This window comes from Streptomyces sp. NPDC037203, from assembly GCF_055605065.1.
Genome location: NZ_JBVJUC010000014.1, coordinates 16,744 through 35,225, shown reverse-complemented (window position 1 = coordinate 35,225; position 18,482 = coordinate 16,744). Strand labels below are relative to the sequence as shown.

Sequence of the window (18,482 nt, the reverse complement as noted above, 5' to 3'; positions counted from 1 at the left end):
GGCCCTGAGCGAGGGGTGATGCCGGTGGTAAGGGAACGGTAAAGCGGTTTCGTTCGTTACCCCCCACATGACAGCTATGACCCCTGGTTCGAACGTTCCGCTCTCCGCCGCGCGCATCACGGTGGACGTGGCCGCTCCGGTGCGGCTGGACGTCTCGGGCCTGCTGCTCACGGGCGACGGCAAGGTGCGCTCGGACGACGACTTCATCTTCTACAACCAGCCGTCCGGACCGGGTGTGGCCTACCGGTCCGGCGGCGGGGCCGCGCCCGACGCGATCACGGTCGACACCGCGGCCGTGCCGCCGGGCATCGAGAAGATCGTGGTCACGGCCAGCCCGGACGCGGACGGCCAGACCTTCCAGGGCATCGAGCCGACGGCCACGATCCGCGACGCGGACGGCGGCGCGGTGCTGGCCACGTTCACACCGCCGCGGTTGGGCACCGAGACCGCGCTCGTGGTCGTGGAGATCTACCGCCGCGGCGGTCAGTGGAAGGCCCGCGCGGTCGGCCAGGGGTACGCGAACGGGCTCGCGGGCATCGCGACGGACTTCGGCGTGACGGTGGAGGAACCGGCTGCCGCCCCGGCGGCACCGCAGCAGCCGGCGGCACCGCCGGTGGCGCCGTCGGTGGCCCCGCAGATGCCCGCCGCGCCGCCGGCCGCTCCCCCGGCTCCGGCCCCGGCTCCGGGCGCGGGGAAGATCAACCTGGACAAGGGCCGGGTCAGCCTCCAGAAGAACCAGACGGTGTCGCTGGTCAAGGGCGGCCGGCCGCTGCTCTCCCAGGTGCGGATGGGCCTCGGCTGGGAGCCCGCGTTCCGCGGCGGCGACATCGACCTCGACGCCTCCGTCATCGCCTACGGCCCGCAGCGCAACCACATCGACAGCTGCTACTTCGGCAAGCTCACCATTCTCAAGGGCGCGGTCAAGCACTCCGGCGACAACCTCACGGGTGAGGGCGCGGGCGACGACGAGGTGATCGTGGTCGACCTCGGCCGCATCCCCCAGGAGGTCACCGGACTCGTCTTCACGGTCAACTCCTTCACCGGCCAGAAGTTCACCGAGGTCGCCAAGGCGTACTGCCGTCTGGTGGACGCCGCGACCGAGGAGGAACTGGTCCGCTTCGACCTCACCCACGCCGAACCCAAGACCGGCGTGATGATGGCCAAGCTGGTCCGGCAGTTCTCGGGCGAGTGGGAGATGACCGCGATCGGCGACTTCGTGAAGGCGAGGACGGTCCGCACCATGGTGGACCCGGCGGCGAAGGCCCTCTGACACCGGTCACAAAAACATCGGGCCCGCCCACGCGGCTCCCCACGCCCTCCGGGTCGCCCACCGTCAGGGCCCGGCGGGCGTCCGCGCCGCCTCCAGCAGGGGATCACCCGGAAGGCGGAGTCCGGCAGAGCGCCGAAGGGGTGCCGGTGGGCGGAGCCGGAGGGCCGCTGACCGGTGCGGTAGCCCTCCGGGTTCCGGTGTGGACCGGCACGTCCGCCGGAGTCTGGTCCCGTCGACTGGTCGTGGCGGCCCCGGCGTCCTGCTCGTCGGTGACGATCACCAACCGGTCGTGGCCGCGGTGGTGCCGCCGGATGCCCCCGGTGGTGTCCGTGCCCCCGAGATCCCCGACGACCTTGGGCATGGACTCCCCGCGCCGGAAGGCGGCCTCCGCGCTCGTCGGTCCGCTCCACCGGGCCCGCGGGGGCGGCCCGCGCCGCCGGTGCCGTGCCGAAGGCCGCCGCCTCGGCGCGGGCCGGCCGGGAGCCGGTCCCCGGACGCCGCCCGGAACACGGTCCCGGAGCGGTCGACCGGGACGGGCGCGCTCCTTACTTCTTCTGCCGCTTCCAGGGCCCGGTGATGGCGAGCATGATGCCCGGCGTCTGGATGTTGGCGTACAGGGTCCGCCCGTCGGGCGAGAAGGTGACGCCGGTGAACTCGCTGTACTCCGGCTCCTCTTCGGTGCCGATGTTCAGCTCGTTGCGCGCGATCGGGTAGGTGCGGCCGGTGTCGGTCGCGCCGAACAGATGCTGGACGCCCTCGCCGTCCTCGGCGATGACCAGACCGCCGTACGGCGAGACGGTGATGTTGTCCGGGCCGTCGAACGCGCCGTCCCTGCCCGGATCCGGGTTCACGCCGAGCAGCACCTTGAGCGTGAGGGTCCGGCGCCGGGGGTCGTAGAACCAGACCTGGCCGTCGTGCTGGAGGGGGCTCTCCGCGCGGGCGAAGGAGGAGACCACGTAGACGCCGCCGTCACCCCACCACATGCCCTCCAGCTTGCGGGCGCGGGTGACCTGTCCCTCGCCGAACTGCTTGCGGGTGGAGGCCTGCCGGGCGTCGCGGTCGGGCACGTCCACCCAGTCGACGCCGTAGACCGTGCCGGTCCTCGTGGCACGGGAGAGGTCGTCCACGAACCGGCCGCCGGAGTCGAAGCACTTGAAGGCCTGGAGCACGCCCGCGTCGTCGGCGAGGGTACGCAGCCTGCCGCGGCCGTGCCGGAACCCGGCCGGCGGGGTCCAGCGGTAGAAGAGGCCGTTGGGGCCCGCGGCGTCCTCGGTGAGGAAGAGGTGGCCGCGCTTGGGGTCGACCACGACGGCCTCGTGGGCGTACCGGCCGAGCGCCTTGACCGGCTTGGGGGCGCGGTTGGCCCGGCGGTCGGCCGGGTCCACCTCGAAGACGTAGCCGTGGTCCTTGGTCATGCCGTTCTGGCTGGCCTTGTCCTCGGTCTCCTCGCAGGTCAGCCAGGTGCCCCACGGGGTGCTGCCGCCCGCGCAGTTGGTGGAGGTGCCGGCGATGCCGACCCATTCGGCGACGTGGTCGCGGCGCACCTCGACCACGGTGCAGCCACCGGCCGCGGCGGGGTCGTACACCAGGCCCTCGGTGAGCGGCACCGGGTGGGTCCACTTGGCGCGCGGGCCCGCCAGCTCGTGGTTGTTGACGAGGAGGGTGCTGCCGCGGGGGCCCTCGAAGGCGGAGGTGCCGTCGTGGTTGGACGGCGTGAACTCGCCCGACTCCAGCCGGGTCCTGCCGCTGTAGGTGATGATCTGGTAGCCGAAGCCGGCGGGCAGCGCGAGGATGCCCTCGGGGTCGGACACCAGGGGGCCGTAGCCGACGGCGGCATGACCGTGGCCGTGGGCCTGCGCGGTGCCGGTCTCCGTGGACGCGAGGGCGTTCGGCGCGGTGGCGAGCACGCCGGCGCTGCCCGCCAGGGCGATCCCGGCACCGGTGATCGCGGAGGTTCTGGCGAAGTCCCTGCGGGTGAGCGACATGGTGTCTCCTGTGACGGATGGGTGTGCCGTGGAGGGCGGCGGGCCTCGTTCGGCGCACACGCTCCCGGCGGTGCCTGAACGGCAGTTGAACGCGGGGCTACCGCAGCCACCCATGTTCAAGAAACCGTATGCTCCACCCCAAGGACGGACCAAGCGCGGAGCGCGTACGGCCGCTACCGCACTGCGGCCCGGCCGCCGCGGCCACCCGGCCCGCCGCTCAACCCCCTTGCTGCGACCGCGCCTTGAACGCCGCCTTGCGGGCCTCCTTGGCCACCTTCTTGTCCGGGTGCAGCCGTCCCATCGCCTCCAGCACCTCGGCCGTCGCCGGGTGCTCCACCCGCCACGCGGCCGCGAAGAACCCGCTGTGCTGCTCGGCGAGCCCCTCCACCAGCGCCTGGAGCTCCTCGGAGTTGCCCTCGGCCGCCAGTTGGGCGGCGACGGTGTCGATGGTCAGCCAGAACACCAGGTCCTGGGAGGGCGCCGGCACCTCGGCCGCGCCCCGCTCGCTCAGCCACACCCGTGCCAGGCCGCCGAGCTCGGGGTCGTCCAGCACCTCCCGCAACGCGGGCTCCGCCTCCCCGCCGACCAGGGACAGCGCCTGCTGGCAGCGCAGCCGGCGCAGCGGTCCCCCGGCGTCGGCGCCCCGCGCCGCGGACAGCAACTCCCGCGCGGCGGACAGGGTTTCGCGCCGGTTCAGCCACAGCTCCGTCTCGGCGAGGGCGGCCGAGGCGCCGAACGCGGCGGTGCCGTCGAGCAGCACGTCCGCCCCCTTGTCGGCGAGTTCGCCGACCACCGGGGCCTCGAAACCGGCTTCCATCAGCCGCGCCCGCAGCCCGTAGACGCCGAGCGGGGTGAGGCGCACCATGCCGTAGCGGGAGACGTCGGCCTCCTCCACCGGCGCGGCCAGTTCCTCGTCGGCGTCGGCCATCAGCGCCTCGTCCACCGGCCGGTACTCGACCAGGCCGACCGGCTCCAGCGTCCGAAACTGGTCGTCCAGGCGCATCATCGCGTCGGAGACCTGCTCCAGGACGTCGTCGGTGGGCTCGCCCATGTCGTCCGGCACGATCATCGACGCGGCGAGGGCGGGCAGCGGGACCGGCCCCTCCCCGGCGCCGTCCTCACTCGCCGTCAGGAGGTAGAGGTTGCCGAGCACCCCGTCCAGGAACTCGGCCTCGGCCTCGGGGTCCCAGTCGAGTGACGCGAAATCGATCTCGCCGCCCTCGTCCAGCGCGTCCACCAGATCGTCCAGATCGGGCACGCTCGCGTCCGCCAGCACGGTCTCCAGCGCGGCGAGCCACACCGTGAGGACCTCCTGCGGGGAGCCGGTGAGCAGGGACAGCGCCTCGCCCGCCCGGACCGTCCCGCGCTCCTCGTCGGCGACCTCGACCAGGCCGGAGTCCAGCGCCACCCGCCAGGCCTCGGCGGCGTAGGCGGCCGCGTCGTCGCCGGTCAGTCCGAGCTGCCCGGCGGCGGCGGGGAGCTGCTCCTCGACGAGGCTGCCGCCCGCGTCCACCCGAGTGCCGGGACCGGCCCAGCGGGCGAGCCGGGCCGCACGCGAGAGCAGGGGCGTCGACAGCGCGGCGTGCGCCAGCTCCGCTTCGGAGTGCAGCCGTACGGGCGGCAGGGGGGAGCTGTCTGACATCGGCTGGATCTCCTCGGACCGTGAAACGTGCTCAGCCCCTCAGCCTAGACGGGTTTGGCCCCATGCCGCCCGGTTCATCTTCCCGTCAACCCCGGTACATGGCCGAAACCTTGACAAGTCCCGGCCGCAGGCTGGAGATTGACGCGCGTAGAAGTCGGGAGAACGATCGTTCACTCGGCCCAACACGTGTCACAGAGGGCGACAGCCCCCACACGCACCCGAACCACCTCGTCCCGGCACCCCGTAACATCCCCGGAGGGATCCCTTGCCGAGCAGGTCCACCGCGCGTCTCGCCGCGCTCACCGTCGCCGCCGTCTGCTCCGCCGCGTCGGCCGTCGTCCTCACCTCCCCCGCGCACGCCGACGCGGTGCGCATCCACGACATCCAGGGCACCACCCGCCTGTCGCCGTACGCCGGGCAGAAGGTCACGGACGTGCCGGGCATCGTCACGGCCACGCGCACCTACGGCTCGTCCAAGGGCTTCTGGTTCCAGGACGCGACGCCGGACGACAACCCCGCCACCAGCGAGGGCATATTCGTCTACACCAGCTCGGCGCCGAAGGTCGCGGTCGGCGACTCGGTGACGGTGACCGGCACGGTCTCCGAGTACGTCCCCGGCGGTGCCGCCTCCGGGGGGCAGTCCGTCACGGAGATCACCAAGCCGACCGTCACCACCGTCTCCACCGGCAACGCCGTCCCGGCGCCGGTCGTCATCGACGCGCGGTCGGTGCCGAGCCGGTACACGCCGCAGGGCGACCCCGCCGACGGCGGCTCGATCAACAACCTGCCGCTCCAGCCCGAGAAGTACGCCCTGGACTACTACGAGTCGCTCGAGGGCATGAACGTCCAGGTCGAGAACGCCCGTGTGGTCACCGCCACCGACCCGTACAGCGAGCTGTGGGTCACGGTGAAGCCGCACGAGCACCGCGACAGCCGCGGCGGCACGGTCTACGGCTCCTACGACTCGCAGAACACCGGCCGCCTCCAGATCCAGTCGCTGGGCGCCACCGCCGACTTCCCGAAGGCGAACGTCGGCGACACGCTGACCGGCACCACCACCGGCCCACTGGACTTCAACCAGTACGGCGGCTACACCCTGGTCGCCGGCCGGCTCGGGACGCTCGAGAGCGGCGGGCTCCAGCGCGAGACCACGAAGAAGCAGACCGCCAGGCAGCTCGCGGTCGCGACGTACAACGTCGAGAACCTCGACCCGTCGGACAAGACGTTCGACCAGCACGCCGCCGCCATCGTGCACAACCTCCAGTCCCCCGACATCGTGTCCCTGGAGGAGATCCAGGACGACAACGGCGCCAAGGACGACGGCACGGTCGACGCGAGCGTCACCGTGAACAAGCTGATCGACGCGATCGTCGCGGCGGGCGGCCCGAAGTACGACTGGCGCTCCATCGACCCGGTCAACGACCAGGACGGCGGCGAGCCCGGCGGCAACATCCGCCAGGTGTTCCTGTTCAACCCCGAGCGGGTGTCCTTCGTGGACCGCGCGGGCGGCGACTCCACCACCGCGGTCGGCGTCGTCAAGGAGCACGGCAAGGCCCAGCTGACCGCCTCGCCGGGCCGGATCGACCCGGCCAGCTCCGCCTGGCAGGCCAGCCGCAAGCCGCTGGTCGGCCAGTTCGTCTTCCGGGGCAAGACCGTCTTCGTGATCGCCAACCACCTGATCTCCAAGGGCGGCGACCAGAGCCTGACCGCGCAGTACCAGCCGGTCACGCGCAGCTCGGAGACCCAGCGCCACGCGCAGGCGCAGGAGGTCAACGCGTTCGTCAAGGACATCCTGAAGATCCAGAAGAACGCGAACGTCCTCGCCCTCGGCGACATGAACGACTTCGAGTTCTCCGGCACCGCGAAGATCCTCGAAGGTGACGGCGAGCTGTGGTCGGCGATCAAGTCGCTGCCCAGGAGTGAGCGTTACACCTACGACTACGAGGGCAACTCGCAGGTCCTGGACCAGATCCTGATCAGCCCGTCGGTGCGCCGCGATCCGTTCGAGTACGACAGCGTGCACATCAACTCGGAGTTCAACGACCAGATCAGCGACCACGACCCGCAGGTGCTGCGCTTCCGCCCCTGACCCCACGGGTTCAGGACTGGCCGAACACCCCGTTCAGCCAGTCCTGCCAGGCGGTGCCGGCCGCCCCGGCATCGGCGTCCGGCGCGAAGTCGTGCACGCTGATGCCGAGCGGCGCGCCCCAGCGGCCCCGGCCGAAGAGGCGGACGAGGCCGCTGCCGGTGCGCAGCCCGACGAACTCCGGTGTCCGGTAGTCGAGTACGGCGTCCAGGGTCCGCCCGCCGGGCCCGCGGACGCGCACCTTCGTCCCCGCGGCCGCGTCGTCCGGCAGCCCGAGGGCGCGGGCCGCGGCGCCGAGCGCCTCCGGTACGGCAGAGGAGGCGGGCCCGGCCGCCTGCGCGAAGGCGGCCGGGGCGGGCGCGAAGTGCGTCAGGTACTCGCGCAGGGTGTGCAGATAGAAGTCGGTGTGCTTGTTCGCGCCGTCGTACTGGGTGTCCCAGTCGTCGGTGAAGATCCCGCTGTGGACGTAGCGCACGAAGGCGCGGCGGCCCTCGTCGCGGGGCTCGATGGTGTGGTCGAGCTGGTTGAGCGACTGCGCGGGCATGCCCACGTCCTCACTGCGGTTGACGTAGCGGTGGGGCGGCTCCCAGACCACGACGGTCGAGCCGAACGGACCCCGGCCGCCCTCCCGCGGCTCGGGCGGGTCCATCGGCCACAGATAGCCCGCGGTCCCGGTGGTGACCGCCCCCCACACCCGCTCCGGCGGGACATCGACCTCGAACTCGCGGACGATCTCGAATTCCTTGCTCATGACGGGGCTCCTAGTCGGCTTCCGGTGCGGGTTCCAGGGCGGCGGGCCGGTCCTTGACCGCCGGGTGCAGGGCGACGACGATCCGGTGGTCCCGGCCGCCCTCGGCGTCCGGGGTGTCGTACGCGCGGATCAGGGCGGCGACACCCGCCGTCAGTTCCTGCACGAAGGCCGCGCGGTCGGCGGCGGAGGCGAACCGCACCTCGCCGTCCAGGGCGTACGTCGCGAGCGGCTTGCGGGCCCTGGCCGCGCCGTTGATCAGCGCACCGACATCGCGCACCAGGCGGGCGCCGAGCGCCAGCAGCCAGCGCGCGGACAGCTGGTCGCGGAAGCGGTCCGGGTCCGGCTGCACGGCGGGCAGGGCGGCGGGCGAGATGACGTACGACGCGGCGCTCGCGCGCATCAGCCGCTCGGTGACATTGCCCTTGCGGCGCTCCCCGGCCAGCTCGACCAGGCCGTGCCGCTCCAGCGTCTTGAGGTGGTAGTTCACCTTCTGCCGGGGCAGTCCGACCTTGCCGGCCAGCATCGCGGCCGACGCGGGTCCGGCGGCCAGTTCGGCGAGCAGCCGGGCCCGGACGGGGTCCAGCGACACCGCCGCGGCCTCGGGGTCCTCGATCACGGTCACATCCAGCATGCGCTCACCCTCCCACCGAAAACTTTTTTTGTCCAGACGGACGGAGTTTTCGGTGGGAGGGTGAGTGGCACCGCCGGAGCGCTGCGGGAGCCGAGCCGGTCAGCAGCCGCGCCGGCGCCTGAGCATCCCGGCCGCGATCAGGGCGATCGCCCCGGCGGCGCCCGCCATCAGCACCGGCCGCGGCATCCCGCGCAGGCCCTCGGCGGCCTTGCGGGCGGGCGGCACGAGCTGCCGCTGGGCCACGGCGGCCTTGTCCTGCACACGGTGCCCCGCCTCCAGCGCGCGGTCGCGCAGCGGCTGGCCCCCGGCGGAGCCGCCGGACCGGCCGGCCCGGCTCTGGAGGGTGTGCCCGGTGCGCGCGGCCGTCCCCTGCACGGCGTGGCCCGCCTGCGCGGCCCGCCCCTTCACCGCGTGCGCCGCGTGCGCCGCCCTGCCCTGGGCGCCGTGCCCGGCCTGGGAGGCGCTGGAGCGCAGCTGCACGGTCATGGCGCCGGCCTTGTCCTTCAGATCGGCGGCCCGCGCCCGCGCGCGGCCCTTCACATCGGCGCGGCCCACCAACTGGGCCACGGTGTCGCCGAGTTGGTTCCTGGTCTGCGCGATCTGCTCGCGCAGCTCGTCGGGGCCCTTGGCGCCCGAACCATGCGGGGTCCTGTGGGTCATCGATGTGCCCTTTCCTTGATCACGTCGACATCGGCCCGGACACTGCCCAGCGTCTCCTCGGGCACGGGCGAACCGGCGCGGCGCAGCTGGGCGCGTCCGGCGACGGCCAGGACGGCGGCCGCGGCGAACAGCAGGGCCGCGACGATCAGCGCCGACGCCCACAGGGGCAGCACCAGGGCGAGGGCGGCGGTGGCCGCGCCGGCCAGCACGATCAGTCCGACGTAGCCGAGGGCGCCCGCGGCACCCAGCATGCCGCCGCCGCGTCCGGCGCGCTTGCCCTTCTGGGCCAGCTCCGCCTTGGCGAGGGCGACCTCCTGCCGCAGCAGCAGGGAGAGCTGCTCGGTGGCGCGATTGACGAGTTCCCCCGTGGAGGGGTGTCCGTCGACTGCGGGGCGCGTAAGCGGTCGCGTGTGCGAGGTCATGGTCACGGTGTCCCGCCTCCTTCCTGTACGGAACATCCGGGTACCCGGGGCCGGGGAGCGTCAGCCCTGCTCGGCTCCCCCGGCTCCGCGGTCGCCGAGCCGCGCGAGTTGGGACTGGAACCAGTCGAGCGTGGCCTGCAACAGGGCGGCTTCGGCGACCAGTTCGGGAACCCCCAGCTCCGCGCCCGGCACCGGCTCGTCGCCGGTCCCGGCCGGGACGCCGCCGTCCGCCCGCACCCGCAGGCCCTCCCCGGCGAGCCGGGCGAACTGCGCGAGGGTGACGGACGTACGGCCGCGTGCGCAGCCCGCGCAACCGGGGGCCAGGGCCCGCCAGCCGGGCCGGCCCCAGCCGGCGTCGGCCAGCAGGACCGCGGTGGCACCGCAGGCGCAGGGGCCCGCGGTGGCGGTGCGCACCCGCTGGCGGGCGTAGCGGAATCCGCGCTCGAAGCGGATGTAGGCGCCGAGCACGGAGACGTCGAGCAGCAGCGCGGTGCGGTGCTCGGCGGTGCAGCGCAGGGCTTCGGCCGCGGCGCGGTCGTGGACGCAGTGGAAACCGCAGTCGCACAGGCGCGCGGGCGGGCGGTGCCTGCGGCCGTAGACGCAGGACGCCTGGTCGAGAACCCCGTACGGAAGCGCACCGCCGAGCGACACCCCGGTGAACCCCGCCCGAGTGCCGTCCTGGGACAGCACCGGGTGGGCGATCTTGTAGCCGGTCGGCGGCTCCGTGGGGCGTTCCGCCGGGAGCCGCAGCCTCATCGGCCGGCCGGGACCTCTTCGCGGGCCGGCTCGGCCGGTGCGGTGCGGGCATCCGCCGCGGGCTGCCGGATCTCTTCCTCGTGGATCCGCGGCCGCTCCTCGGCGACCCCGGTGGCCAGTGCCTTGCCGAGCTTCATGGTGCCTCCATGGCTGACGTCGGTGGTGACCCTTCGCCCATAGTGACCCATGAACGGCCGAGTTGGACACACGACCTTGCGCCACACTCGAAGACGTAAGAGAACTTACCGATACCCTGAAGATAAATTAAGTAGAGCTACATCGACGGTCTGCCGACACTCACGGGTATGACGATCACACACAGCCGCTCCCCCTTCGGCCGCGTCCTCTGCGCGATGATCACCCCGTTCACCGAGGAGGGCGCGCTGGACCGGACCGGCGCGCAGGAACTGGCCGCGCACCTGGTGGCGGAGGGCTGCGAGGGGCTGGTCCTCAACGGCACCACGGGCGAGTCGCCGACCACCAGCGACACCGAGAAGGCGGAACTGATCACGGCCGTACGGGAGGCGGTCGGCGCACGGGTCCCCCTGATCGCGGGCATCGGCACCGCCGACACCCGGCACACCACCGAACTGGCCCTCGCGGCCGGGAAGGCGGGCGCCGACGCCGTCCTGGTCGTGCCGCCCTACTACAGCAGGCCGCCGCAGGACGCCGTCGCCGCCCACTTCCGCGCCATCGCCGACGCAAGCGGACTGCCGGTCCTGCTCTACGACATTCCGGGCCGCACCGGCACCCGCATCGCCCCGGAGACGATCCTCCGCCTCGCCGACCACCCCCGGATCGTCGGCGTCAAGGACTGCTCCTACGACTTCCTGGGCGCCCAGAAGGTGCTGTCGCGAACGGACTTGGCCTATTACGCGGGCTGCGACGAACACAACCTCGCCCTCTACGCCGTCGGCGCGGCCGGCTGCATCAGCACCGTCGCCAACGCCGCCCCGCGCCCCATCCGCGCCGTCCTCGACGCCTTCGACGCGGCCGACACCACACGGGCGCGGCAACTCCAGCTTGCGGCAACGCCGTTGATCGAGTCGATGATGTCCGCGGGACTGCCCGGAACGGTCACCGCCAAGGCCCTCCTGTCCCGGCTCGGCCTGCCCGCGGGCCCGGTCCGCGCCCCGCTGCTGCCCGCCTCCCCGGAGGTGACGGCCGAACTGCTCGCGCGGTTCGCGCAACTGACCGGATCCTGATCCGCGCTCCCCGCGGCTGCCGTACCGTGTCACCGTGAGCCGCCCCCTGCTGTTCCTGGACGTCGACGGTCCGCTGAACCCGTACGCGGCCGCACGGGAGCACCCGCCCGAGGGATATACGACGATCCGGGTGCCCCTGGCCTCCCGGCGCCCCCTGCGGGTCTGGCTGAATCCGGCCCACGGCCCGGCGCTGCTGGCCCTCGGCTACGAGCTGTGCTGGGCGACGACGTGGATGGCCGAGGCCAACCACTGGATCGCCCCCGCCCTCGGGCTGCCCGAACTGCCGTACGTCGACTTCGGCACGGGCCTGTTCGCGTACCGGCCCGACGGGGTGCACTGGAAGACGGAGGCGATCGTGGCGTACGCCGCGGGCCGGCCGTTCGCCTGGGTGGACGACGAACAGAGCACCGAGGACGCGGTGTTCGTGGCCGACCACCACCCCGCCCCGGCCCTCCTGCACCATGTGAACCCCCGCGTCGGCCTGCGCGAGGGCGATTTCGCGGCACTGACGGAGTTCGCGGCCGGCCTGTCCGCCTCGTGACCGAGCGCCCCGCACCGCGGGGGTGAGGGGCGCTCGGGGTGTACGGGGCAGGTCAGTTGTGGCTGTGCAGGATGTCGTTCAGGCCGCCCCAGACCGCGTTGTTCGGGCGGGCCTCGACGGTGCCGGTGACCGAGTTGCGGCGGAAGAGGATGTGCGAGGCGCCGCTCAGGTCGCGGGCCTTGACGATCTGCCCGTCGGGCATGGTGACGCGGGTACCGGCGGTGACGTACAGACCGGCCTCGACCACGCACTCGTCGCCGAGGGCGATGCCGACGCCCGCCTCGGCGCCGATCAGGCAGCGCTCGCCGATGGAGATGATCACATTGCCGCCGCCGGACAGGGTGCCCATGGTGGAGGCGCCGCCGCCGATGTCCGAGCCGTCGCCGATGACGACACCGGCGGAGATGCGGCCCTCGACCATCGAGGTGCCGAGCGTGCCGGCGTTGAAGTTGACGAAGCCCTCGTGCATCACGGTGGTGCCCTCGGCCAGGTGCGCGCCCAGGCGGACCCGGTCGGCGTCGGCGATGCGCACGCCCTTGGGGGCCACGTAGTCCGTCATGCGGGGGAACTTGTCGATCGAGGTGACCTGGAGGTGCAGGCCCTCGGCGCGGGCGTTCAGCCGCACCTTCTCGATGTCGTCCACGGCGACCGGGCCGAGCGAGGTCCAGGCGACGTTGGCGAGGTGGCCGAAGATGCCGTCCAGGCTCAGGCCGTGCGGCTTGACCAGGCGGTGCGAGAGCAGGTGCAGGCGCAGGTAGGCGTCGTGTGCGTCCAGCGGCTTCTCGTCCAGCGAGGCGATGACCGTACGGACCGCGACCACCTCGACGCCCCGGCGGGCGTCCGGGCCGGTCGCCGCGGTCGCGCCGCCGCCCAGCAGCTCCGCGGCGCGCTCCGCGGACAGCCGCTCGGTGCCGGCCGGCCCCGGCTCCGCGACCAGCTCGGGCGCGGGGAACCAGGTGTCGAGAACGGTGCCGTCGGAGGCGATCGTGGCGAGGCCGGCGGCGACGGCGCCGGTGGTACGGGAAGCAGTGTCGGTCATGGGACAAAACCTAACGTGGCGCGGGGTGCGGGGGCGAACCGTGTCTCACGTGCCGGTCGGCTTCGCGCGTCCGGGCCCCCTCAGCCGATCACCCGCCGGAACGCCTCCCGCGCGTACTCCTCGTCGTACGACCCGCCGGTCAGCAGCACCTGGAGGCAGATCCCGTCCATCAGGGCGAGCAGCGCCCGTGCCGTCACCGCGTCGACGCGGGCGGACAGGCGCGCGGCCGTCTCCTCGGTCCACCGGGCGGCGACGGGCCGCAGGGCCGGGCGGCGCAGGGCGGCGAGGTACAGCTCGTACTCCAGCTCCGCGCCGGGGCGGTCGCCGTTCAGCCAGTCGCCGAGGACGCGGGCGAGCCCGGCCGCGAGGTCGGCGCCGGCCAGCGCCCCGCTGCCGTCGAGCACCGCGGCGAACCCCTCGTTCGCCTGGCACAGGGCGGCCACCAGCAGCTCGTCGAGGGTGGCGAAGTGGTAGGTGGTGGAGCCGAGCGGCACATCCGCCTCCGCGGCGACGGTGCGGTGGCTCAGCCCGGCGAGCCCGTCCCGTCCGGCCACCCGGATCGCCGCGTCGATGATCCGCTGCCGCCGGTCGGGGTCGTATCGCCGCGCCATCAGTGACTCGCCCCGCCGAGGTTCAGCACCACCACTCCCCCGATGATCAGCAGGATCCCGGCGACCTTCGCCGCGCCGAGCCCCTCCCCGAACAGCAGCAGCCCGAGCACGGCGATGGCCGCGGTCCCCACCCCGGACCAGATCGCGTACGCCGTGCCGATCTGCACCGTCTTCAGCGTCTGCGCCAGCAGCAGGAAGGACACCAGATACCCCAGCGCCGTCACCAGCGAGGGTCCGAGCCTGCTGAAACCGTGGCTGTACTTCATCGCCGTCGTGGCGGTCACCTCGGCGGCTATGGCACCGGCGAGCATCAGATATCCCATGCGTACGAGCGTACATATCCCCGTGTACGGCCGTACACGACGACCGTGCGACGGGTCGGCGAACACCAGGCGGCGGACGGCGGGCGAGCGGCCGCAGGGCATGCGAAAGGGGCCACGGCATTTCCTGCCATGGCCCCTCGTGCAAGCCCTGTGCCGGCCTCGCCGGACGTGGTCACCCGGCGCCCGACGTCAGGCGCCGTCGGACCTGGTCAGACGTTGAAGCCCAGCGCGCGCAGCTGCTCGCGGCCTTCGTCGGTGATCTTGTCCGGGCCCCACGGCGGCATCCAGACCCAGTTGATCCGGAGCTCGTTGACGATGCCGTCCGTGGCGGACTTGGCCTGGTCCTCGATGACGTCCGTCAGCGGGCAGGCCGCGGAGGTCAGGGTCATGTCCACGGTGGCCACGTTGGAGTCGTCCACGTGGATGCCGTAGATCAGGCCGAGGTTGACGACGTCGATGCCCAGCTCGGGGTCGACCACGTCCATCAGGGCCTCGCGGAGTTCCTCCTCGGAGGCCGGCTTCATCTCGACGGTGTCGCTCATGCGGTCTTCCTTTCGGCTTCGGCGCCACCCAGCGCCTGGGCCGTCGCGTCCTTCCACGCCATCCAGCTCAGGAGGGCGCACTTGACCCGCGCGGGGTACTTGGAGACACCGGCGAACGCGACCGCGTCCTCCAGCACCTCCTCCATCGCGTCGTCCGGCTCGATCTTGCCCTTGGACTGCATCAGCTCCAGGAAGGTCTCCTGGATCTTCTGCGCGTCGGGCAGGTCCTTGCCGACGAGGAGTTCGTTCAGTACGGAGGCCGAGGCCTGGCTGATGGAGCAGCCCTGGCCCTCGTACGAGACGTCCGCGATCTTCGTGCCGTCGTACTTCACGCGGAGGGTGATCTCGTCGCCGCACGTCGGGTTCACATGGTGCACCTCGGCGTCGCCATCCCGGAGACCACGCCCGTGCGGGTTCTTGTAGTGGTCCAGGATGACTTCCTGGTACATGGAGTCCAGCTTCACGGTTTTCGACACGCCTCTCAGCCGAAGAAGTTCCGTACGTGCTCCAGGCCGTCGACCAGAGCGTCGATCTCGGCCGGCGTGGAGTACAGATAGAACGACGCTCGCGTGGTCGCGGGAATTCCGTAGCGCAGGCAGACCGGTCGGGCGCAGTGGTGGCCCACGCGGACCGCGATGCCCTGTTCGTCCAGGACCTGGCCCACGTCGTGCGGGTGGATGTCGCCCAGCGTGAAGGAGATCGCGGCGCCCCGGTCCTCGGCCGTGGTCGGGCCGATGATCCGCAGATCGGGAACCGCGGCCAGGCGCTCCACCGCGTACTGGGTGAGGGCGTGCTCGTGCGCGAGGATCTTCTCCATGCCGATCGACTGGAGGTAGTCGATCGCCGCGCCCAGGCCGACGGCCTGCGCGATCGGGGGCGTGCCCGCCTCGAACTTGTGCGGCGCCGGGGCGTACGTCGAGGAGTGCATCGAGACGGTCTCGATCATCTCGCCGCCGCCCAGGAACGGCGGCAGGTCCTCCAGCAGCTCCTGGCGGCCCCACAGCACGCCGATGCCGGTCGGACCGCACATCTTGTGGCCGGTGAAGGCCACGAAGTCGGCGCCGAGGGCCTGGACGTCCAGCGGCATGTGCGGCGCGGCCTGGGAGGCGTCGACGCACACCAGCGCGCCGACCTCCTGGGCGCGGCGCACTATCGCCTCGACCGGGTTGACGGTGCCCAGGATGTTGGAGACCAGCACGAAAGACACGATCTTCGTCTTCTCGGTGATGATCTCGTCGATGTTCGACAGGTCCAGCCGGCCGTCGTCGCTCAGGCCGAACCACTTCAGCTTCGCGCCGGTGCGCTGCGCCAGCAGCTGCCACGGCACGATGTTGGAGTGGTGCTCCATCTCCGTGATGACGATCTCGGTCTCGTGGTCGACCCGGTAGGGCTCGTCGGCCCAGCCCAGCATGTTGGCCACGAGGTTGAGGGACTCGGAGGCGTTCTTGGTGAAGATCACCTCGTCGCGGCTCGGGGCGTTGACGAACTCCGCCACCTTGTCGCGCGCGCCCTCGTAGAGTGCCGTGGCCTCCTCGGCGAGGACGTGCACGCCGCGGTGGACGTTGGCGTTGTAACGCTCGTAGTACTCGTTGAGGGCGTCCAGTACCTGGCGCGGCTTCTGGCTGGTCGCCGCGTTGTCCAGGTACACGAGCTTCTTGCCGTCGTGGACGACACGGTCCAGGACGGGGAAGTCCTTGCGGATCGCCTCGGTGTCGAGGAGGCCCGGCAGCTGTGTCACGCGGATGCGCCACCCTTCACGTATGCCTCGTAGCCCTCGTTCTCCAGCTTGTCCGCGAGCTCCGGACCGCCGGACTCGACGATGCGGCCGGCGGCGAAGACGTGCACGTGGTCGGGCTTGATGTAGCGCAGGATGCGCGTGTAGTGCGTGATCAGCAGGGTGCCGACCTCGCCCGTCTCGCGGACGCGGTTGACGCCCTCGGAGACGATGCGCAGCGCGTCGACGTCCAGGCCCGAGTCGGTCTCGTCCAGGATCGCCATCTTCGGCTTGAGCAGTTCGAGCTGGAGGATCTCGTGGCGCTTCTTCTCACCGCCGGAGAAGCCCTCGTTGACGTTGCGCTCGGCGAAGGCGGGGTCCATGTGGAGACGCTCCATGGCCTCCTTGACCTCCTTCACCCAGGTGCGCAGCTTCGGGGCCTCGCCGCGCACGGCGGTGGCGGAGGTGCGCAGGAAGTTGGAGACCGAGACGCCGGGGACCTCGACCGGGTACTGCATGGCCAGGAACAGGCCGGCGCGGGCGCGCTCGTCGACGGACATCTCCAGGACGTCCTCGCCGTCGAGCAGCACGGTGCCCTCGGTGATCGTGTACTTGGGGTGACCGGCCAGCGAGTAGGCGAGGGTCGACTTGCCGGAGCCGTTGGGGCCCATGATGGCGTGCGTCTCGCCCTGCTTCACGGTCAGGTCGACGCCCTTGAGGATCTCCTTCGTGGCGTTGTCGGCCTCGACGGTGACGTGCAGGTCTCGGATTTCAAGCGTTGCCATGGATGCCTCAGGACTCCTGGGTGAGGGAGACGAGCACGTCGTCCCCTTCGATCTTTACGGGGTATACGGGGACGGGGCGCGTCGCGGGGAGACCGGACGGCTTGCCGGTGCGCAGGTCGAACGCGGAGCCGTGCAGCCAGCACTCGATCTGGCAGTCCTCCACCTCGCCCTCGGAGAGCGAGACGTTCGCGTGGGAGCAGACATCGTAGATCGCGAACACCTCCCCCTCGGTGCGGACGACCGAGACCGGCGTGCCGTCGAGTTCCACCCGCTTGGGGGTGTCCTCCGCCAACTCGCTCAGCCCACAGGCGCGTACGAAACTCATGCGACCGAGGCCTCCAGCTCCTGCTCGATCCTGGCGAGCAGGCGCTCCTCGATGTCGGGGACGCCGATCTGCTGGACGAGTTCGGCGAAGAAGCCGCGGACCACCAGGCGGCGGGCGTCCTGCTCGGGGATGCCGCGGGCCATCAGGTAGAACAGCTGCTCGTCGTCGAAGCGGCCGGTGGCGGAGGCGTGACCGGCGCCGACGATCTCACCGGTCTCGATCTCCAGGTTCGGCACCGAGTCGACGCGGGCGCCGTCGGTGAGGACCAGGTTGCGGTTCATCTCGTAGGTGTCGGTGCCCTCGGCCTTGGCCTCGATGAGCACGTCGCCGATCCAGACCGCGTGCGCGTCGTCGCCCTGGAGCGCGCCCTTGTAGACGACGTTCGACTTGCAGTGCGGGGTGTTGTGGGTGACCAGCAGGCGGTGCTCCTGGTGCTGGCCCGCGTCGGTGAAGTACAGGCCGTACAGCTCGGCCTCGCCGCCGGGGCCCGCGTAGGAGACGCGCGGGTGCAGTCGTACGAGGTCGCCGCCGAAGGTGACGACGACCGACTTGAAGGACGCGTCCCGGCCGATCAGCGCGTTGTGCTGGGCGGTGTGGACGGCCTTGTCGTCCCAGTCCTGGACGGAGACGACGGTCAGCTTGGCGCCGTCGCCCAGCACGAATTCGACGTTGGCCGCGAGCACCGCGTCACCGGTGTGGTCGATGACGACCACGGCCTCGGCGAAGGCGCCAAGCTCGATCACCTGGTGGGCGAAGGCGGTGCCGCCCTGGCCGTGCACGGCGATGCGGACCGGCTCGGTGAGCACGGTCTCCTTGGGCACGGTCACGACCGAGGCCTGCTCGAAGGCGGAGTACGCCTGGGCGGCGATCCGGTCCACGGGGGTGCCGGCCCGGCCGAGGCGCGCGTCGTCGCGGCCCACGGTCTCGACGACGACGCCCTCGGGGGCCTGCACGTCGACCTTCACGCCGTCACCGGTGGCGACGGCGGTGCCGTCGTGCAGCCCGCGCAGGCGCTCCAGCGGGGTGAACCGCCACTCCTCCTCGCGGCCGTGCGGGACGGGGAAGTCCGCGACGTCGAAGGACGGGGGGACGCTCATGCGCGTGGCGACGGTCGACTCCGCGGCGACCGCGATCGAGCCCGTGGTGGTCGCGCCCACGGGGATGTTCTGAGCCTCAGCCATGGCTGTCGTATTG

21 protein-coding genes are annotated in these 18,482 nt (G+C 71.9%); 4 read left to right on the top strand and 17 right to left on the bottom strand.

What is annotated here, in order from left to right; translation table 11 throughout:
* Positions 1–76: 76 nt before the first annotated feature.
* Positions 77–1,270: a TerD family protein gene (locus tag ACZ7EC_RS29495; RefSeq protein WP_471067306.1), complete on the top strand. Its 1,194-nt coding sequence runs from the start codon at positions 77–79 to the stop codon at positions 1,268–1,270.
* A 545-nt stretch (positions 1,271–1,815) separates the two neighbouring features.
* Here ACZ7EC_RS29495 and ACZ7EC_RS29490 read toward each other — a convergent pair.
* Positions 1,816–3,255, bottom strand: a complete 1,440-nt coding sequence (locus ACZ7EC_RS29490; RefSeq protein WP_471067305.1) for an alkaline phosphatase PhoX — start codon at positions 3,253–3,255, stop codon at positions 1,816–1,818.
* A gap of 217 nt (positions 3,256–3,472) precedes the next feature.
* Positions 3,473–4,897 carry a hypothetical protein gene (locus tag ACZ7EC_RS29485; protein ID WP_471067303.1) on the bottom strand — a complete coding sequence of 475 codons (1,425 nt, stop codon included), beginning with the start codon at positions 4,895–4,897 and terminating at the stop codon, positions 3,473–3,475.
* Between the two features lie 265 nt (positions 4,898–5,162).
* Between ACZ7EC_RS29485 and ACZ7EC_RS29480 the strand changes: the two genes are divergently transcribed.
* Positions 5,163–6,986, top strand: a complete 1,824-nt coding sequence (locus ACZ7EC_RS29480; RefSeq protein WP_471067302.1) for an endonuclease/exonuclease/phosphatase family protein — start codon at positions 5,163–5,165, stop codon at positions 6,984–6,986.
* Between the two features lie 10 nt (positions 6,987–6,996).
* Here ACZ7EC_RS29480 and ACZ7EC_RS29475 read toward each other — a convergent pair whose 3' ends face one another.
* The 6 genes from ACZ7EC_RS29475 to ACZ7EC_RS29450 form a co-directional block, all read right to left on the bottom strand.
* Positions 6,997–7,734, bottom strand: a complete 738-nt coding sequence (locus ACZ7EC_RS29475; RefSeq protein WP_471067301.1) for an SRPBCC family protein — start codon at positions 7,732–7,734, stop codon at positions 6,997–6,999.
* 10 nt (positions 7,735–7,744) lie between these two features.
* Complete coding sequence (locus ACZ7EC_RS29470) at positions 7,745–8,365, bottom strand: ArsR/SmtB family transcription factor (protein ID WP_471067299.1); 621 nt, start codon at positions 8,363–8,365, stop codon at positions 7,745–7,747.
* A gap of 99 nt (positions 8,366–8,464) precedes the next feature.
* Positions 8,465–9,025 carry a DUF3618 domain-containing protein gene (locus ACZ7EC_RS29465; protein WP_471067297.1) on the bottom strand — a complete coding sequence of 187 codons (561 nt, stop codon included), beginning with the start codon at positions 9,023–9,025 and terminating at the stop codon, positions 8,465–8,467.
* On the bottom strand, positions 9,022–9,447 hold the full coding sequence (locus ACZ7EC_RS29460) for a phage holin family protein (RefSeq protein WP_471067451.1): 426 nt from the start codon (positions 9,445–9,447) through the stop codon (positions 9,022–9,024). Before ACZ7EC_RS29460 ends, ACZ7EC_RS29465 begins: the two co-directional genes overlap by 4 nt.
* A gap of 60 nt (positions 9,448–9,507) precedes the next feature.
* A complete protein-coding gene (locus tag ACZ7EC_RS29455) occupies positions 9,508–10,203 on the bottom strand; it encodes a hypothetical protein (protein ID WP_471067296.1) in 696 nt (231 codons plus the stop codon).
* A complete protein-coding gene (locus tag ACZ7EC_RS29450; protein WP_471067294.1) occupies positions 10,200–10,340 on the bottom strand; it encodes a hypothetical protein in 141 nt (46 codons plus the stop codon). The genes ACZ7EC_RS29455 and ACZ7EC_RS29450 overlap by 4 nt, the downstream gene beginning before the upstream one ends.
* A 168-nt stretch (positions 10,341–10,508) precedes the next feature.
* Here ACZ7EC_RS29450 and dapA point away from each other — a divergent pair, with 168 nt between their 5' ends.
* Complete coding sequence (gene dapA / locus ACZ7EC_RS29445) at positions 10,509–11,408, top strand: 4-hydroxy-tetrahydrodipicolinate synthase (protein ID WP_471067292.1); 900 nt, start codon at positions 10,509–10,511, stop codon at positions 11,406–11,408.
* Positions 11,409–11,442: 34 nt separating this feature from the next.
* On the top strand, positions 11,443–11,949 hold the full coding sequence (locus ACZ7EC_RS29440) for an HAD domain-containing protein (RefSeq protein ID WP_471067291.1): 507 nt from the start codon (positions 11,443–11,445) through the stop codon (positions 11,947–11,949).
* Between the two features lie 52 nt (positions 11,950–12,001).
* Here the strand turns inward: ACZ7EC_RS29440 and dapD are convergent, their stop codons facing one another.
* The 9 genes from dapD to sufD form a co-directional block, all read right to left on the bottom strand.
* Positions 12,002–12,988, bottom strand: coding sequence for a 2,3,4,5-tetrahydropyridine-2,6-dicarboxylate N-succinyltransferase (gene dapD / locus ACZ7EC_RS29435; RefSeq protein ID WP_471067290.1), 987 nt, complete (start codon positions 12,986–12,988; stop codon positions 12,002–12,004).
* A gap of 80 nt (positions 12,989–13,068) precedes the next feature.
* Positions 13,069–13,599, bottom strand: a complete 531-nt coding sequence (locus tag ACZ7EC_RS29430; protein ID WP_471067289.1) for a TetR/AcrR family transcriptional regulator — start codon at positions 13,597–13,599, stop codon at positions 13,069–13,071.
* Positions 13,599–13,922, bottom strand: a complete 324-nt coding sequence (locus ACZ7EC_RS29425; protein ID WP_471067287.1) for a DMT family transporter — start codon at positions 13,920–13,922, stop codon at positions 13,599–13,601. The genes ACZ7EC_RS29430 and ACZ7EC_RS29425 overlap by 1 nt, the downstream gene beginning before the upstream one ends.
* Positions 13,923–14,131: 209 nt before the next feature.
* Positions 14,132–14,464, bottom strand: a complete 333-nt coding sequence (locus tag ACZ7EC_RS29420) for a metal-sulfur cluster assembly factor (protein WP_037656710.1) — start codon at positions 14,462–14,464, stop codon at positions 14,132–14,134.
* On the bottom strand, positions 14,461–14,928 hold the full coding sequence (gene sufU, locus ACZ7EC_RS29415; protein ID WP_037656711.1) for a Fe-S cluster assembly sulfur transfer protein SufU: 468 nt from the start codon (positions 14,926–14,928) through the stop codon (positions 14,461–14,463). The genes ACZ7EC_RS29420 and sufU overlap by 4 nt, the downstream gene beginning before the upstream one ends.
* Before the next feature lie 17 nt (positions 14,929–14,945).
* The gene (locus ACZ7EC_RS29410) at positions 14,946–16,202 is read right to left on the bottom strand and encodes a cysteine desulfurase (RefSeq protein ID WP_471067285.1); all 1,257 of its coding nucleotides are present in this window, start codon (positions 16,200–16,202) and stop codon (positions 14,946–14,948) included.
* Entirely contained in the window at positions 16,199–16,963 is a 765-nt protein-coding gene (sufC, locus tag ACZ7EC_RS29405) for a Fe-S cluster assembly ATPase SufC (RefSeq protein WP_128789526.1), read from the bottom strand. Before sufC ends, ACZ7EC_RS29410 begins: the two co-directional genes overlap by 4 nt.
* Positions 16,964–16,970: 7 nt before the next feature.
* Positions 16,971–17,288: a non-heme iron oxygenase ferredoxin subunit gene (locus ACZ7EC_RS29400; protein ID WP_471067283.1), complete on the bottom strand. Its 318-nt coding sequence runs from the start codon at positions 17,286–17,288 to the stop codon at positions 16,971–16,973.
* Complete coding sequence (gene sufD, locus ACZ7EC_RS29395) at positions 17,285–18,469, bottom strand: Fe-S cluster assembly protein SufD (RefSeq protein ID WP_471067281.1); 1,185 nt, start codon at positions 18,467–18,469, stop codon at positions 17,285–17,287. The genes ACZ7EC_RS29400 and sufD overlap by 4 nt, the downstream gene beginning before the upstream one ends.
* Between the last annotated feature and the right edge of the window lie 13 nt (positions 18,470–18,482).

Excerpts from the sequence above, each read along its gene's own strand:
- ACZ7EC_RS29495 (WP_471067306.1), top strand. The coding sequence starts at position 77 with ATGACCCCTGGTTCGAACGTTCCGCTCTCCGCCGCGCGCATCACGGTG.
- ACZ7EC_RS29490 (WP_471067305.1), bottom strand. The coding sequence starts at position 3,255 with ATGTCGCTCACCCGCAGGGACTTCGCCAGAACCTCCGCGATCACCGGT.
- ACZ7EC_RS29485 (WP_471067303.1), bottom strand. The coding sequence starts at position 4,897 with ATGTCAGACAGCTCCCCCCTGCCGCCCGTACGGCTGCACTCCGAAGCG.
- ACZ7EC_RS29475 (WP_471067301.1), bottom strand. The coding sequence starts at position 7,734 with ATGAGCAAGGAATTCGAGATCGTCCGCGAGTTCGAGGTCGATGTCCCG.
- ACZ7EC_RS29470 (WP_471067299.1), bottom strand. The coding sequence starts at position 8,365 with ATGCTGGATGTGACCGTGATCGAGGACCCCGAGGCCGCGGCGGTGTCG.
- ACZ7EC_RS29465 (WP_471067297.1), bottom strand. The coding sequence starts at position 9,025 with ATGACCCACAGGACCCCGCATGGTTCGGGCGCCAAGGGCCCCGACGAG.
- ACZ7EC_RS29460 (WP_471067451.1), bottom strand. The coding sequence starts at position 9,447 with ATGACCTCGCACACGCGACCGCTTACGCGCCCCGCAGTCGACGGACAC.
- ACZ7EC_RS29455 (WP_471067296.1), bottom strand. The coding sequence starts at position 10,203 with ATGAGGCTGCGGCTCCCGGCGGAACGCCCCACGGAGCCGCCGACCGGC.
- ACZ7EC_RS29450 (WP_471067294.1), bottom strand. The coding sequence starts at position 10,340 with ATGAAGCTCGGCAAGGCACTGGCCACCGGGGTCGCCGAGGAGCGGCCG.
- dapA (WP_471067292.1), top strand. The coding sequence starts at position 10,509 with ATGACGATCACACACAGCCGCTCCCCCTTCGGCCGCGTCCTCTGCGCG.
- dapD (WP_471067290.1), bottom strand. The coding sequence starts at position 12,988 with ATGACCGACACTGCTTCCCGTACCACCGGCGCCGTCGCCGCCGGCCTC.
- ACZ7EC_RS29430 (WP_471067289.1), bottom strand. The coding sequence starts at position 13,599 with ATGGCGCGGCGATACGACCCCGACCGGCGGCAGCGGATCATCGACGCG.
- ACZ7EC_RS29425 (WP_471067287.1), bottom strand. The coding sequence starts at position 13,922 with ATGGGATATCTGATGCTCGCCGGTGCCATAGCCGCCGAGGTGACCGCC.
- ACZ7EC_RS29420 (WP_037656710.1), bottom strand. The coding sequence starts at position 14,464 with ATGAGCGACACCGTCGAGATGAAGCCGGCCTCCGAGGAGGAACTCCGC.
- sufC (WP_128789526.1), bottom strand. The coding sequence starts at position 16,963 with ATGGCAACGCTTGAAATCCGAGACCTGCACGTCACCGTCGAGGCCGAC.
- ACZ7EC_RS29400 (WP_471067283.1), bottom strand. The coding sequence starts at position 17,288 with ATGAGTTTCGTACGCGCCTGTGGGCTGAGCGAGTTGGCGGAGGACACC.
- sufD (WP_471067281.1), bottom strand. The coding sequence starts at position 18,469 with ATGGCTGAGGCTCAGAACATCCCCGTGGGCGCGACCACCACGGGCTCG.